Annotated in this window: 13 protein-coding genes and 1 riboswitch; of the genes, 6 read left to right on the top strand and 7 right to left on the bottom strand. The window is 69.6% G+C overall.

Annotation, left to right across the window (positions count from 1 at the left end; all coding sequences use genetic code 11):
- Positions 1–7 precede the first annotated feature (7 nt).
- Positions 8–1,870: an endoglycosylceramidase gene (locus ACFUO4_RS04105; protein ID WP_383479699.1), complete on the top strand. Its 1,863-nt coding sequence runs from the start codon at positions 8–10 to the stop codon at positions 1,868–1,870.
- Between the two features lie 127 nt (positions 1,871–1,997).
- On the opposite strand, the gene ACFUO4_RS04100 is transcribed toward ACFUO4_RS04105, so the two are convergent.
- Entirely contained in the window at positions 1,998–3,245 is a 1,248-nt protein-coding gene (locus tag ACFUO4_RS04100; RefSeq protein ID WP_079308952.1) for a YncE family protein, read from the bottom strand.
- Positions 3,246–3,436: 191 nt separating this feature from the next.
- Here ACFUO4_RS04100 and ACFUO4_RS04095 point away from each other — a divergent pair, with 191 nt between their 5' ends.
- Positions 3,437–4,090: a TetR/AcrR family transcriptional regulator gene (locus ACFUO4_RS04095; protein WP_383479697.1), complete on the top strand. Its 654-nt coding sequence runs from the start codon at positions 3,437–3,439 to the stop codon at positions 4,088–4,090.
- A 65-nt stretch (positions 4,091–4,155) separates the two neighbouring features.
- Here ACFUO4_RS04095 and ACFUO4_RS04090 read toward each other — a convergent pair whose 3' ends face one another.
- Positions 4,156–5,385, bottom strand: coding sequence for a glycosyltransferase (locus tag ACFUO4_RS04090; RefSeq protein ID WP_383482271.1), 1,230 nt, complete (start codon positions 5,383–5,385; stop codon positions 4,156–4,158).
- 205 nt (positions 5,386–5,590) lie between these two features.
- On the opposite strand from ACFUO4_RS04090, the gene ACFUO4_RS04085 reads away from it, so the two are divergent.
- On the top strand, positions 5,591–7,558 hold the full coding sequence (locus tag ACFUO4_RS04085) for an RICIN domain-containing protein (protein ID WP_383479695.1): 1,968 nt from the start codon (positions 5,591–5,593) through the stop codon (positions 7,556–7,558).
- Here ACFUO4_RS04085 and ACFUO4_RS04080 read toward each other — a convergent pair.
- Positions 7,555–7,866, bottom strand: a complete 312-nt coding sequence (locus ACFUO4_RS04080) for a hypothetical protein (RefSeq protein ID WP_383479693.1) — start codon at positions 7,864–7,866, stop codon at positions 7,555–7,557. The two genes, ACFUO4_RS04085 and ACFUO4_RS04080, sit on opposite strands and share 4 nt — an antisense overlap.
- Positions 7,863–9,458 (bottom strand): cytochrome c oxidase subunit I, encoded by a 1,596-nt coding sequence (gene ctaD, locus ACFUO4_RS04075; protein WP_128112121.1) that lies wholly within the window; start codon positions 9,456–9,458, stop codon positions 7,863–7,865. The genes ACFUO4_RS04080 and ctaD overlap by 4 nt, the downstream gene beginning before the upstream one ends.
- A gap of 106 nt (positions 9,459–9,564) precedes the next feature.
- On the opposite strand from ctaD, the gene ACFUO4_RS04070 reads away from it, so the two are divergent.
- Positions 9,565–10,104, top strand: coding sequence for an RNA polymerase sigma factor (locus tag ACFUO4_RS04070; protein ID WP_079308947.1), 540 nt, complete (start codon positions 9,565–9,567; stop codon positions 10,102–10,104).
- Positions 10,097–10,987 (top strand): CU044_5270 family protein, encoded by an 891-nt coding sequence (locus ACFUO4_RS04065; RefSeq protein ID WP_383479691.1) that lies wholly within the window; start codon positions 10,097–10,099, stop codon positions 10,985–10,987. The genes ACFUO4_RS04070 and ACFUO4_RS04065 overlap by 8 nt, the downstream gene beginning before the upstream one ends.
- Here the strand turns inward: ACFUO4_RS04065 and ACFUO4_RS04060 are convergent.
- From ACFUO4_RS04060 to ACFUO4_RS04050, 3 genes are all read right to left on the bottom strand, one after another.
- Positions 10,966–11,835 carry a bifunctional 5,10-methylenetetrahydrofolate dehydrogenase/5,10-methenyltetrahydrofolate cyclohydrolase gene (locus tag ACFUO4_RS04060; protein WP_383479689.1) on the bottom strand — a complete coding sequence of 290 codons (870 nt, stop codon included), beginning with the start codon at positions 11,833–11,835 and terminating at the stop codon, positions 10,966–10,968. The two genes, ACFUO4_RS04065 and ACFUO4_RS04060, sit on opposite strands and share 22 nt — an antisense overlap.
- A 22-nt stretch (positions 11,836–11,857) precedes the next feature.
- Positions 11,858–11,941, bottom strand: a riboswitch (ZMP/ZTP riboswitch).
- Between the two features lie 4 nt (positions 11,942–11,945).
- On the bottom strand, positions 11,946–12,182 hold the full coding sequence (locus ACFUO4_RS04055) for a hypothetical protein (RefSeq protein WP_383479688.1): 237 nt from the start codon (positions 12,180–12,182) through the stop codon (positions 11,946–11,948).
- Positions 12,170–12,523 carry a nuclear transport factor 2 family protein gene (locus ACFUO4_RS04050; RefSeq protein WP_059191167.1) on the bottom strand — a complete coding sequence of 118 codons (354 nt, stop codon included), beginning with the start codon at positions 12,521–12,523 and terminating at the stop codon, positions 12,170–12,172. The genes ACFUO4_RS04055 and ACFUO4_RS04050 overlap by 13 nt, the downstream gene beginning before the upstream one ends.
- A 169-nt stretch (positions 12,524–12,692) precedes the next feature.
- On the opposite strand from ACFUO4_RS04050, the gene ACFUO4_RS04045 reads away from it, so the two are divergent.
- Complete coding sequence (locus ACFUO4_RS04045) at positions 12,693–12,983, top strand: hypothetical protein (RefSeq protein ID WP_383479686.1); 291 nt, start codon at positions 12,693–12,695, stop codon at positions 12,981–12,983.
- The last annotated feature ends 133 nt before the right edge of the window (positions 12,984–13,116 follow it).

Here is a 13,116-nt window from a genome sequence, read left to right as displayed (position 1 = left end):
AGTGAACATGCCGAATATCCGGGCGCGTCTGCTGGTTGTCCTGGTTGTCCTCTGCGGACTCTGCGGTTTCCTCACGGTGGCGGGCTCCCCGCCCGCCACCGCGGCCACCGTCCCCGACTCCCTCTCCTTCGACGGCACGGCGCTCACGGTGTCCGGCGGCCGCTTCGTCGACGGACTCGGCCGCGAGGTCGTACTGCGCGGCTACAACGTCTCCGGTGAGACCAAGCTCGCCGAGAACCACGGCCTGCCCTTCGCCTCCGTCGCAGACGCCCAGAAGTCGGCCAAGGCCCTGCGCGCCCTCGGCGGCGGCAACTCCGTCCGCTTCCTGCTCTCCTGGGCCTACGCCGAACCGGTGCAGGGCCAGGTCGACACCGCGTACCTGTCCGCCGCCACCGCCCAGATGCGCGCCTTCCTCGACGCGGGCATCCGCGTCTACCCCGACTTCCACCAGGACCTCTACTCCCGGTACCTCTTCGACGACGACAGCTGGTACACGGGTGACGGTGCCCCCAAGTGGGCTGTGGACCTGGGCGATTACCCCGACGAATCGTGCGGGATCTGCTTCGTGTGGGGCCAGAACATCACCCAGAACGGCGCGGTGAAGGCCGCCCAGTACGACTTCTGGCACAACAGGTACGGCCTCCAGGACGCCTTCCTCGCCACGGCCCAGAAGGTCATGGCCTACATCAGGCAGAACGTGAGCACCGAGGAGTTCGCCGGCGTCCTCGGCTTCGACCCCTACAACGAGCCGTACGCCGGCACCTACGACTCCGGTCAGGCCAGCCGCAGTTGGGAACGTGACCTGCTGTGGCCGTTCTACGTGAAGTTCCGGGCCCGCATGGACGCGGCGGGCTGGCAGGACAAGCCGGCCCTGGTCGAGCCCAACCTCTTCTGGAACGGCAACGTCAGCAAGGAGGAGGGCGGTCTCCTCGACGCCGGCTCCCTCGGCTCCCGGTACGTCTTCAACACCCACTTCTACGACCAGAAGGCCATCTCCGGCATCCTCATGTGGGGCAACGCCTCGGACGGCCAGTACGTGAGCGACTTCGGCACCGTCCGCGACCGCGCCTCCGCGCTCGGCACCACGGCCGTCGTCAGCGAGTTCGGCCACCCCCTGAACGGCTCCACCGCCGGCAAGGCGCCGACCGTCCTCAAGGCGATGTACCAGGCCCTGGACTCCCGGGTGAAGGGCGCCAACTGGTGGACGTCACCGGCCGGTTCGGGCCCGGTGCTGTCCGGTTCGCAATGGCAGTGGGACATCTACAACGGTCGCCACAGCGAGCTGATGAACGGCAACCCCGACAAGGTGCAGACCAGCGGGGACGGCTGGAACGACGAGGACCTGTCCGCCGTACGCCTCGACGGCAACGGTGCGGTGACGCTCCGTCAGGACGCCCGGCTCCTGGACCGCCTCTACCCGAGCGCGACCTCCGGCAGCACCCTCGCCTTTACCTACGAGGACCGCTCCCGCGACGGCTCCACCACCCTGACCTGGAACCCGGTGCCCAGCTCACTGCCGAACGTGTCCGCCCTGGTGGGCTCCGGACAGTACGGCCTGCTGGTGTGGCGCTCGGGCAGCGGCACGGCCCCCACCGAACTGCATCTGCCGGCCTCCTTCCCGACCGCGACGACCACGGTCGTCTCCGACCTGGGCACGGCGTACGCTCCGCCGGCCTATATGACGTCCACCCCGATCGGCACGGCCGTCGAACCTGGCGGCACGGGCAGCCGACGCGTGCTGCTCACTGACGGGGACTCCGGTGCCCTGCACTACGCGCTGGTCACCAACGGGGCGACGACGCCGTCGGCGAACGTGCTGAACGCGGCCAAGGCGGAACTCGGGACGTGGATGGCCTCAAAGTTCGGTTGAGACGGTCGGGTGTCGGGTGCGGGGTGCGTCGGTGAGGTCGGACCAGTTCTGGTGCCTTCAGGGGCGCGGGGAACTGCGCGACAAGCCACGACGCGCCCGCACCCGACGCACAACCGCACCCGCCCCCTCAGGACGCCGGGCTCGTCCAGTTCGCCGCGACATGGCCGAGCCGCACCCGCTGCGGGTGGTCGCCCACCGGCACGGACACCGTCTTCTGCCCGGTGGCGAAATCGATCGCCGTGACCTGGTCGGCGCCGCTCTCGGAGATGACGCAGCTCTTGCCGTCGCCGCTGACCGTCGCCCAGTACGGCTTGGACGCGGTGACCAGCGGGCCCTCCTGGAGCGTGCTGCGGTTGACGACGGTCGCGTAGTCGTCCATGGTCCCGGCGACACACAGCTTGCTGCCGTCGGGGCTCATCGAAAGCCCGTGGTGGCGCGAGTCGTTGACGAACGTGGTGCGGTCGTCGCTGGTCGCCGGGTTCTTCGGCAGGGTCTTCGTCCGGGTGATCCGGTCCGTGGCGAGGTCGTACTCGAAGAAGCCGTTGAAGAACGACACCTGGAAGTACAGCTTGGACTCGTCCGGCGAGAACACGGCCGGGCGCACCGCGTCGGAGTAGTCCGTGAGACCGAGCGCATCCAGCTTCGGCCGCATGTCGATGGTCCTGACCTGCTGGTACGTCGTCGCGTCGACGACCGTGATGTGCCGGTCGCCCTTCGTCCAGTCCAGCCACGGGGCGTCGGTGCTCGTGTTCACGTCACCGATCGCCATGTTGTAGATGTACTTGCCGTCCTTGCTGAAGATGTTCTCGTGCGGCTTGTCGCCGGTGGCGAACTTGCCGACCTGCTTGCCGGTGTTGATGTCGAGGACGTGCACGGTGTTCGCGGTCGAGGCGGACACGGCGACCCGCGTGCCGTCGGGCGAGACGGCCATGTGGTCGGAGCGGTAACCCGACACGGGGAAGCGCCAGTTGATCTTCCCGGTGGCGAGGTTGATCGACACGACGTCGGCGAAACTCGGCCGGGAGACGACGACCGAGGTGCCGTCCGGCGTGGTGTACATGTCGTCGGCGAACTGGTCGTGGCCCTCGCCGACGCCGTTGCGGATCGCCATGAAGTAGATCCACCTGATCGGATCGGCGTTGATCTCCGCCATCCGCGCGTCCTTGTCGGGGATGACGTTGATCCGGCCGACCTTGGCCAGACTTCCGGTGGACTGGAGGACGTCGGCGGTGCCGTCCCAGTTGTTGCCGACGAACAGCACCTCGCGCAGGGCGGCGGCATCGGCCGCGGAGGCGGCGGAGGCCGCCGGGACGGTGGCGGTCAGAGCGACGGCGGCGGCCAGGGTGCACAGGTGCCGGGTTCTGAAGGCAGGCATGACGGCTCTCTCCTCTGAGTGGGGTTCATGAGTAGGACATGCCAAATCGGGACTCGGAAAGGCGGCTCTCGGAAACTGAATACAGATGCTTTCAGAGTCAACTTACTGAAAAGTAAGGAAGGGGCGCCCTGTCCACAAGACTCCGCGCACGACAAAATTGGCGAGCCAGTGGGCGATCAACGGAGGTGACCGTGGCGGGCAGGCTCAAGGCGCCGACCGGCCGCTACGGCGGCAAGACCGCGGAGGAACGGCAGGCCGAACGGCGCCGCCGTTTCCTGGACGCCGCGCTGGAACTGTTCGGCGGCACGCCGGGCTACCGCAACACGACGGTGGCCGCGCTGAGTGAGGCCGCAGGGCTGTCCACGCGGCAGTTCTACGAGGAGTTCCGCACGCTGGAGGACGTCCTCGCCGCGCTGCACCTACAGGTCAACGGCTGGGCGGAGGAGGCGGTGCTGGCGGCGGTGGCCGACTCGGAGGCGCTGCCGCTGGCCGAGCGGGTCGCCGCGATCTTCCGGGCGTACGCCGCGAACGTCACCAGTGACCCGCGCCGGATCCGGATCACGTTCGTCGAGATCATCGGGGTCAGCTCGCGGATGGAGGAACAACGGCTGGCCCGGCGCGCGCAGTGGGTGGATCTGGTGTGTGCGGAGGCGGGGGAGGCGGTGGTGCGGGGGGAGGCGGTGCCTCGGGACTATCGGCTGCCGGCGACGGCGTTCATCGGGGCCGTCAATGGGTTGCTCCATGACTGGAGTTCGGGGTGGGTTGATGCCTCGCTGGACGAGGTGGTGGAGGAGTTGGTGCGGCAGTTGTTGGCGATCTTGCGGCCCGTGGGGTGGGGGGACTGATTTCTTGTGCGGCGCCGTGGGGGCTGGTCGCGCAGTTCCCCCGCGCCCCTATAGGGCGTTGTTGCTCACCCACTCAGGCAGTTCACGGCCTCCAGCACAGGGGCTACCCCGTCCTCCTTGCGAATGCGTGCCCCCAGCTCTCGCGCTCGCTCCCGATACCCGGCGTCTCGCGCGATCGCCGTCAAGGCCGACGCCAGTCTGTCCGTGGTGAGGCGGCGGAGCGGTACCGTCGTCGGGGCCACGCCCAGCGAGACCAGCCGCTCCGACCAGAACCCCGCGTCGAACTGGATCGGTACCGGCACCGCGGGCACCCCGGCCCTCAGCCCCGCTCCCGTCGTTCCCGCCCCCGCGTGATGGACGACCGCGGCCATGTGCGGGAAGAGCACCGAGTGGGCGATCTCGCCGACGGTCAGCATGTCCTCGCCGTCGGCTGCGAGCCCGGCCCAGCCCTGCTGGAACACCCCACGCAGCCCCGCCCGCCGCAGTGCCCGCACGATCTCGGTGCTGAGGCGTTCGGGGTCGGGAACGGTGGCGCTGCCGAGGCCGACGAAGACGGGGGGCTGGCCCGCGTCCAGGAACTCCCGTACATCTGACGGGAGTTCGGTCGAGACGTCGTACGGCCACCAGTAGCCCGCGATGTCCAGACCGGGCCGCCAGTCGTGCGGCCGGGCCACCACCAGTGGGCTGAAGCCGTGCTGGACGGGCCAGTTGCGGCGCTCCCGGCGGCGCAGCGCCGTGCCGCTGCGCACCTGTCCCAGGCCCAGTCGGGTGCGCACCTCGGGGACCACCGACGAGAAGACGTGCTCGATGGCCATGCTCACGCCGTGTCCGGCCAGCCGGTTGCCGAGCGTGCCCCAGGAGCCGCCGCCGAGCATGGGCGGGGCGAACTCCCTTGTCGCGGCCACCGGTTGGAGGCTGAGGCCGAGGGTCGGCAGGGAGAGGCCCTCCCCGATGGTGTGGCCGAGGGGAGCGAGGGAGGCCGACAGGAGGAGTGCGTCGGCGGCGCGGGCCGCCGCCACCAGGTCGTCGGCCATCGTGCCCGCCAGTGCCCGTGCCATCGTGACCGCTCGCAGTAGCTTGCCGGGGCCGGTGGCACTGCGGTGCAGGCCTTTCCCGCGCTCGGACTCCAGAACCGTCCGCGGGTCCACCGGCAGGGCGTGGAAGCCGAGCCCCGAGCCTGCCACCAGCGGCTCGAAGGAGCCGTGCGTGACCAGGGTGACCTCGTGCCCGGCCCGCAGCAGGCCGTGCCCGAGCCCAGTGAAGGGGGCCACGTCGCCCCGCGAACCCGCCGTCATGATTGCTACGCGCACGAGCGTCAGTATGTCGGGAACGCGGCCCGCGAGGGGTGAACGACCCGTGCGAAAGGGCGAGTTCACGCCTGTCACAGCCGTTGACTTCCGACTCCCGCCGCTCTACTTTCGGCGCGCGATACGTTCGACTCTCCGGTCCTTGTTCGATATATCGACCGAGCCGAGCGTTCCTCCCCTCCGAAGGAGCCGCATGTTTCCCGCACCCCGCACGCCCCGCGACGGGCGCGTACGCCGTACCGGATCCGCCGTCGTACGCGCCGTCGTGCTCGCTCTGACCGCCACCGCCGCCCTGCTCTTCGCCCAGCCCGCCCCGGCCCAGGCGGCGACGAGCCGGCAGATCGCCGTGCCCGCCGCGCCGATGGGCTGGGCCTCCTGGAACAGCTTCGCCGCCGCCATCGACCACGACGTGATCAAGCAGCAGGTCGACGCGTTCGTGGCGGCGGGGCTGCCCGACGCGGGCTACAGGTACATCAACATCGACGAGGGATGGTGGCAGGGCACCCGGGACAGCGCCGGGAACATCACCGTCGACGAGTCCGAGTGGCCCGGCGGCATGAAGGCCATCGCCGACTACATCCACAGCAAGGGCCTGAAGGCGGGCATCTACACCGACGCCGGCAAGGACGGCTGTGGCTATTACTACCCGACCGGCCGCCCCGCGGCCCCCGGTTCCGGCAGCGAGGGCCACTACGACCAGGACATGCTCCAGTTCTCGCAGTGGGGCTTCGACTTCGTGAAGGTCGACTGGTGCGGCGGTGACGCGGAAGGCCTCGACGCGGCGACGACGTACAAGTCGATCAGCGACGCGGTGGCCAGGGCGACGGCCGCCACCGGACGTCCGCTCACCCTCTCGATCTGCAACTGGGGCAACCAGAACCCCTGGAACTGGGCCCCCGGGCTCGCGCCGATGTACCGGACCAGCACCGACATCATCTTCTGGGGCAACAGCCCGTCCCAGACGAACATGCTGTCCAACTTCGACCAGGGACTGCACCCGCTCGCCCAGCACACCGGCTACTACAACGACCCCGACATGCTCATGGTCGGCACGTCCGGCTTCACCGCCGCCCAGAACCGCACCCACATGAACCTGTGGGCCCTCTCCGGCGCACCCCTCCTGGCCGGCAACAACCTGGCCACCATGTCCACCGAGACGGCGAACATCCTCAAGAACCCCGAGGTCATCGCCGTCGACCAGGACGCGCGCGGCCTCCAGGGCGTCAAGGTCGCCGAGGACACCACAGGCCTTCAGGTGTACGGCAAGGTCCTGTCCGGCCAGGGCAACCGTGCCGTCGTGCTGATGAACCGCACCTCCGCCGCGCACAACATCACCGTCCGCTGGTCCGACCTCGGTCTCACCAACGCGAACGCCACCGTCCGTGACCTGTGGGCCCGCGCCGACCTCGGCTCGTACGGCACGAGTTACACCACCAGTGTCCCGGCGGGCGGCTCCGTGATGCTGACGGTCACCGGCGGCACCGAGCAGCCGGCCACCACCTACACCGGCACGGCGAGCTTCACCGGCGTGGCCGCCGGAAGCACCGGGATCAAGACCGTCGACGTCGCTTACACCAACAGCACCTCCGGTGCCCGCACCGCCACCCTCAAGGTCAACGGCCAGGGCTCGACGACCGTCTCCTTCCCGCCCACCGGAGCCTCCCAGGGCACGATCTCGGTCATGGCCGGCCTGTCCAAGGGCTCCTCGAACACGCTGACCTTCACGGGCGCGCCCACGCTCGCCGACATCACCGTCCGCCCGCTGCCCGGCGCGAACAGCACCCTGGTGACGGGGAGCGGCTCCGGCCGCTGCCTCGACGTCTTCGACAACACCCTCACCAACGGCACCCAGGCCGAGCTCTGGGACTGCAACGGCGGCCAGAACCAGCAGTGGACGTACACCTCCCGCAAGGAACTCGTCGTGTACGGCAACAAGTGCCTCGACGCGGACAACAGCGGGACCTCCAACGGCACCAAGGTCATCATCTGGACCTGCAACGGCCAGAACAACCAGAAGTGGAACGTCAACAGCGACGGAACCATCACCAACGTCAACGCCGGTCTGTGCCTCGACGCCTACAACGCCGCCACGGCGAACGGCACGCTGATGGTGCTGTGGACGTGCAACGGCCAGAGCAACCAGAAGTGGACGCAGAACTAGCGCGGACAGAGGGCGAAGGCGCCGACGACCGCCGCGCAGGTGAGCAGCAGACCCGCCAGCAGTCGTCGGCGCAGCGTCCGGTACCTCGCCTCGTACTCGTCCCGCAGACTCGCCGCCCGCACTGCCGTGCGCTGCCAGGAGGTGCGGGCGAGTGCGAGGTACTCCGCCTCGAAGCGATGCTCCAGCTCGGTCCGCTGACTGTCCGTCAGCCAGTGCAGGGGTGCGGTGAACCGCTCGGCGGCCGTGCGGCCTTCCTGCCGGGTGGCGGCGAGCAGCAGATGGCCCTCGATGTCGTTGAAGAACGTCACTGTGCCGTCAACTCCGGTGCCGGGGCGTGGTGCATGTCGTACGCAGGGGACTCACTGCGGACACGGGGCAGGGTGAGGAAGTTGTGCCGCGGCGGGGGACAGCTGGTCGCCCACTCCAGGGAGCGGCCGTAGCCCCAGGGGTCGTCGGTCGTGACCGGTGTGCCGTACTTGGCCGTCTTCCAGATGTTGTAGAAGAAGGGCAGGAGCGAGGCGCCGAGCACGAGCGAGAAGATGCTCGACAGGGTGTTGAGGGGTGTCAGGCCCTCCACCGCCAGGTAGTCCGGAATCCGGCGCTGCATGCCGTTCACCCCCAGCCAGTGCTGGACGAGGAACGTGCCGTGGAAGCCGATGAACAGCGTCCAGAACGTGATCTTGCCGAGGCGCTCGTCGAGCATCCTGCCGGTGAACTTCGGCCACCAGAAGTGGAAGCCGGAGAACATCGCGAAGACGACCGTCCCGAAGACGACGTAATGGAAGTGGGCGACGACGAAGTAGGAGTCGGAGACCGCGAAGTCGAGGGGCGGCGACGCGAGCATCACGCCCGTCAGGCCACCGAAGACGAACGTGACCAGGAAGCCGGTGGCCCAGAGCATCGGTGTCTCGAAGGACAGCGAGCCCTTCCACATCGTGCCGATCCAGTTGAAGAACTTCACGCCGGTCGGAACGGCGATGAGGAACGTCATGAAGGAGAAGAACGGCAGCAGCACACCGCCGGTGACGTACATGTGGTGGGCCCACACCGTCACGGACAGGCCGGCGATCGCGATGGTCGCGCCGATCAGGCCCATGTAGCCGAACATCGGCTTGCGGGAGAAGACCGGGATGACCTCGGAGATGATGCCGAAGAACGGCAGCGCGATGATGTACACCTCTGGATGGCCGAAGAACCAGAAGAGGTGTTGCCACAGCAGGGCCCCGCCGTTGGCGGCGTCGAAGACGTGGGCGCCGAACTTGCGGTCCGCCTCCAGCGCGAACAGCGCGGCCGCCAGGACCGGGAAGGCGAGCAGGACCAGGACGGCGGTCAGCAGCACGTTCCACACGAAGATCGGCATGCGGAACATGGTCATGCCCGGCGCGCGCATGCAGATGATGGTGGTGATGAAGTTGACCGAGCCGAGGATGGTGCCGAAGCCGGAGAAGGCCAGACCCATGATCCACATGTCGGCGCCGACACCCGGGCTGCGGACGGCGTCGGACAGCGGGCTGTAGGCGAACCAGCCGAAGTCGGCCGCGCCCTGCGGGGTGAGGAAGCCGCCGACCGCGATGAGCGAGCCGAACAGGTACAGCCAGTAGGCGAACATGTTCAAGCGAGGGAAGGCGACGTCGGGGGCGCCGATCTGGAGCGGCATGATCCAGTTCGCGAAGCCGGCGAACAGCGGCGTCGCGAACATCAGCAGCATGATCGTGCCGTGCATCGTGAACGCCTGGTTGAACTGCTCGTTCGACATGATCTGAAGACCGGGCCGGGCGAGCTCGGCGCGCATGAGCAGCGCCATCACGCCACCGATGCAGAAGAACGCGAACGACGTGACGAGGTACAGCGTCCCGATCGTCTTGTGATCCGTGGTCGTCAGCCACTTCAGGTGTCTCATGCCCCGCCTGTGTCCGCGCCCCGCCCGGACGTCACACTCCGGGGAGGCGAGGAGAATCACCGAGGACGGCTGTGACGATCCCGAGGGTGCCGGACACGAACGGAACATGAGCAACGACGACGACTTCGCCGCTGCCTATCGCGAGCACTACTGGGCGGTCAGCCGCTATGTCGCGCGGCGACTGGACGGGCGGCCGAGCGAGGTGGAGGAAGTGGTGGCGGAGGTGTTCACCGTCGCCTGGCGACGCCGCGCCGACCTGCCGCCGGCCCCGCTGCCCTGGTTGTACGGCGTGGCACGCAACTGCCTGGCCAACGCGGTACGCGGACACGGGCGCCGGCGGCGCCTGGTGGACCGGCTGGGCAACGACGACACGGCACACGGGCGGCATATCGAGGAGGGCCCGGAAGCGGAGACCCCCGGCGCCTGGGTGCACGACGCCCTCGCCCGGCTCTCCCCGGCCGACCGGGAGGTGCTGCGGCTCACCGCGTGGGAGGAACTCGGCATCGAGGAGGTCGCCGTCGTCCTCGGCTGCGGCCGCCGCGCCGCGTCGATGCGGCTGCACCGGGCCCGGCGCCGGCTGAGAGCCGAGATCGACCGGATGTGCCCCACGACCACCGCCGCTGTGAAGGAGAACGGCCATGGCTGACGAACTCGACCTCCTGCGCCGCGCCAACCCCGTGCCCACCGACGGCCCTCACTACGGCGACGGCCCCCTCGACCACCACGCCGAGCGCCGGCTCGACGCGCTGCTGCGGCAGCGGACCGCCCGCCGCCCCCGACTGTACTGGGGGCTGGCGGCCGGCGGAGTCGTCGCCGCGCTGGTCTCGGCCCTGCTGTTCACCGGCCAGACCACCGCCCCGGCGGCCGCCGCGCCCCGCCCGCTGGTCGTACGGGCCGACTCCACCCCCGTACCCCTGGAGACCCTGGCGGAGCGGGCGCGGGTGGCGGACGGTTCGGCCGTGCTCCGCAAGGGCACCCACGTGCGGACCTGGAGCCTCGGCATGAGTGACGACAAGCCGCCGATCACCTACCCCGAGGAACGCATCGTCCGCTGGAACGCCGACGACAGCCACACGGAGACCGTCGACGACGGCCGGCACCGCACCACCCGGACGTACCCGCCCAGTTGGAGCGACGCCCCGCCGCAGTCCCCGCCCCCGCACGACGTGGCCCGGCTGCGCGCCTATCTCCAGGAGGCCGCGTACAGCAAGACCCCGCTGGACACGGGTGAACTCCTGGACGCCGTGGACTACGTGCTCGACACCTGGCACCTCGGCGCCCGCGAGACGGCCGCGCTGGCCCAACTGCTCGCGGGCACCGACGGGTTGAAGCCGGTGGGGCAGGTGACGGACCGGCTGGGGCGGCGCGGACAGGCGTACGTCTACGAGCAGTCCGGCACCCGCCGCATGCTGATCATGGACCCGGCCACCGGCGCCGTACTCGGCCTGGAGACCACCTTCACGAAGGCGGAGCCCGAGTACGGCGTGAAAGCCGGTGACGTCATGGACTACAGCGCCTGGACGGGCTGACCCACCCCGAGCTGCCGGGCGGCCGCGTCCACGGTCTGCTCCAGCAGTGTCGCGATCGTCATCGGACCGACGCCGCCCGGCACCGGGGTGATGAGGGAGGCCCGTTCCACCGCGGAGTCGAAGTCGACGTCGCCGATGTTGCCCGGGTTGTAGCCGGCGTCGATCACGACCGCGCCGGGCTTGATGTCCTGGCCCTTGATGAGCTTCGGCCGGCCCACGGCGGCGACCACGATGTCCGCCTCCCGTACGGCCGCCGACAGGTCCGCCGTACGGGAGTGGCAGTACGTCACCGTCGCGTCCCGGGCGAGCAGCAGCATGCCGGCGGGCTTGCCGAGGATCGCGCTGCGGCCGACGACCACGGCCCGCTTGCCGGACGGGTCGACGTCGTAGGCGTCGAGGAGCCGTATGATGCCGCCGGGCGTGCAGGACACGAAGCCCGGCAGCCCGAAGCTCATCGTCGCGAACGAGGCGAAGGTGACGCCGTCGACGTCCTTCTCGGGGGCGATCGCCTCGAACGCGGCCCGCTCGTCGATGTGGGCGCCCATGGGGTGCTGGAGCAGGATGCCGTGCACGGCGGGGTCGGCGGAGAGCTGCCGGAGCGTGCTCACCAGTTCCTCGGTCGTGGTCGCCGCGGGCAGCTCCACGTGCCGGGAGGCGATCCCGGCCTTGCGGGAACGGTTCTGCTTCATCCGGACGTACGTCACGGAGGCGGGGTCCGCACCGACCAGTACGGTCGCGAGACACGGCGTCGTGCCGGTGCGTGCGGTGAGGTCGGCGGCGCGCTCGGCGGTGTCCTCGACGATGCGTCGGGCGAGCGCGGTGCCGTCTATGAGACGTGCCTGGGTCATGATCCACTCCTGGGCTGACAGTCGGGTTCGCCCAGGCGCACGGCTTCATGTCGTACGGGCCGCTCCCCGGTGGTGCTCCACCTCAGCGCCAGTCACGGCCCGCCCCCAGACTAACCCCGGCGCCTCCTGATCCGGCGGTGCGGGGTCGGGGGGAGCGCGCGGGGCCGGGTCCGTCGTAGCGCCGACCGCAGCAGTGCGGCGGACGCCAGCCGGGCCGCCGTCGCGGCCGGCAGGGTGCGCCGGGAGCGCACCGGGAACGACCGGCCGAGGCCCGCACGCGCCGAGAAGGTCCAGGTCAACCGGGACGTGATCTGGACCTTCGGCAGACTTCTCCCTACTCGTCCCATGCCTGGAGCATGATCTGTTCGGCGATCTTGCCGTCCCGCAGCGTGATCATGGATTCGGCGAAGACCCGGACCCCGTCCGAGTACTCGCAGGACTCCGTGTACGCGACCTGGTCGCCCTGCATGATGCACTTCTCCAGCTTGTGCGCCTTGATGTCGCGGCTGTAGACGTCCTCCAGAAGCTCGCCGATCTCGCTCCGGCCGTGCAGGACCCGTGGATTGCTGGGCTGGGTGTTGCGGTCCACGATGCGCAGCTCCGCGTCGTCCGCGTAGAGCGACAGCAGATTCGCGGCCTTGTCTCCCTCGATGCCCTGACGCAATGTCTCCGTGCTGAACGCGCCCATGATGACCTCCTGTGAGGCCCGCGGCCCGAGGGGAGGGGCCGCCCGGGTCTCACCTTCGAGACTCCTCCGCCCCGCCGGTCTCGGCAAGCGCAACCCGGGCACTGCGCCTGACGGGTGAGAGCCGCCCGGCACCCGTGTCCGCGCCGCGCGTGCCGGCGTTGCTCACGACATGATCTCCACTCGACGTATCGTCGCCGTCGTCGGTCTCGCCGCCGGTGTCACCGGCCTCGCCGCCCCGATGGCGAGCGCGGCCCCCGCGGACGCCGACGCCGCCCAGCTCAGCCCGATCGCCACGCTCGACTCACTGTCCGTGAGCGACATCCCCGCGGAGCGCAAGGCCGAGATCCCGCGCCCGTCCGAGCAGCTGGCCCAGCTCAACCGTCTGAACGACCTCAACCAGCTGACCCAGATCACCGACCTGGCCGCCCCGGTCACCGGGCTGTTGCCGGGTATCCAGTAGTCGTCTGATCCGCGTACGGAGTCGTACGCGCACGTCCACACCAAGGGCCGTCCGGGCATCCGGGCGGCCCTTGACATTGCCCGGGGGGCGCGCGGAGCATGCGGTGAGCAGGTGAATCTTGTTTCACGTGGCG

The organism is Streptomyces sp. NPDC057280, assembly GCF_042668605.1.
In the GTDB taxonomy this organism is placed as follows: Bacteria; Actinomycetota; Actinomycetes; order Streptomycetales; family Streptomycetaceae; genus Streptomyces.
Note: the sequence above shows the minus strand (reverse complement) of the source record. Positions and strands in the feature narration are given on the sequence as shown.

Coding starts and splice junctions, on each gene's coding strand:
- ACFUO4_RS04105 (WP_383479699.1), top strand. CDS start 8: ATGCCGAATATCCGGGCGCGTCTGCTGGTTGTCCTGGTTGTCCTCTGC.
- ACFUO4_RS04100 (WP_079308952.1), bottom strand. CDS start 3,245: ATGCCTGCCTTCAGAACCCGGCACCTGTGCACCCTGGCCGCCGCCGTC.
- ACFUO4_RS04090 (WP_383482271.1), bottom strand. CDS start 5,385: ATGACGGCGGGTTCGCGGGGCGACGTGGCCCCCTTCACTGGGCTCGGG.
- ACFUO4_RS04085 (WP_383479695.1), top strand. CDS start 5,591: ATGTTTCCCGCACCCCGCACGCCCCGCGACGGGCGCGTACGCCGTACC.
- ctaD (WP_128112121.1), bottom strand. CDS start 9,458: ATGAGACACCTGAAGTGGCTGACGACCACGGATCACAAGACGATCGGG.
- ACFUO4_RS04070 (WP_079308947.1), top strand. CDS start 9,565: ATGAGCAACGACGACGACTTCGCCGCTGCCTATCGCGAGCACTACTGG.
- ACFUO4_RS04065 (WP_383479691.1), top strand. CDS start 10,097: ATGGCTGACGAACTCGACCTCCTGCGCCGCGCCAACCCCGTGCCCACC.
- ACFUO4_RS04060 (WP_383479689.1), bottom strand. CDS start 11,835: ATGACCCAGGCACGTCTCATAGACGGCACCGCGCTCGCCCGACGCATC.
- ACFUO4_RS04055 (WP_383479688.1), bottom strand. CDS start 12,182: ATGGGACGAGTAGGGAGAAGTCTGCCGAAGGTCCAGATCACGTCCCGG.
- ACFUO4_RS04050 (WP_059191167.1), bottom strand. CDS start 12,523: ATGGGCGCGTTCAGCACGGAGACATTGCGTCAGGGCATCGAGGGAGAC.
- ACFUO4_RS04045 (WP_383479686.1), top strand. CDS start 12,693: ATGATCTCCACTCGACGTATCGTCGCCGTCGTCGGTCTCGCCGCCGGT.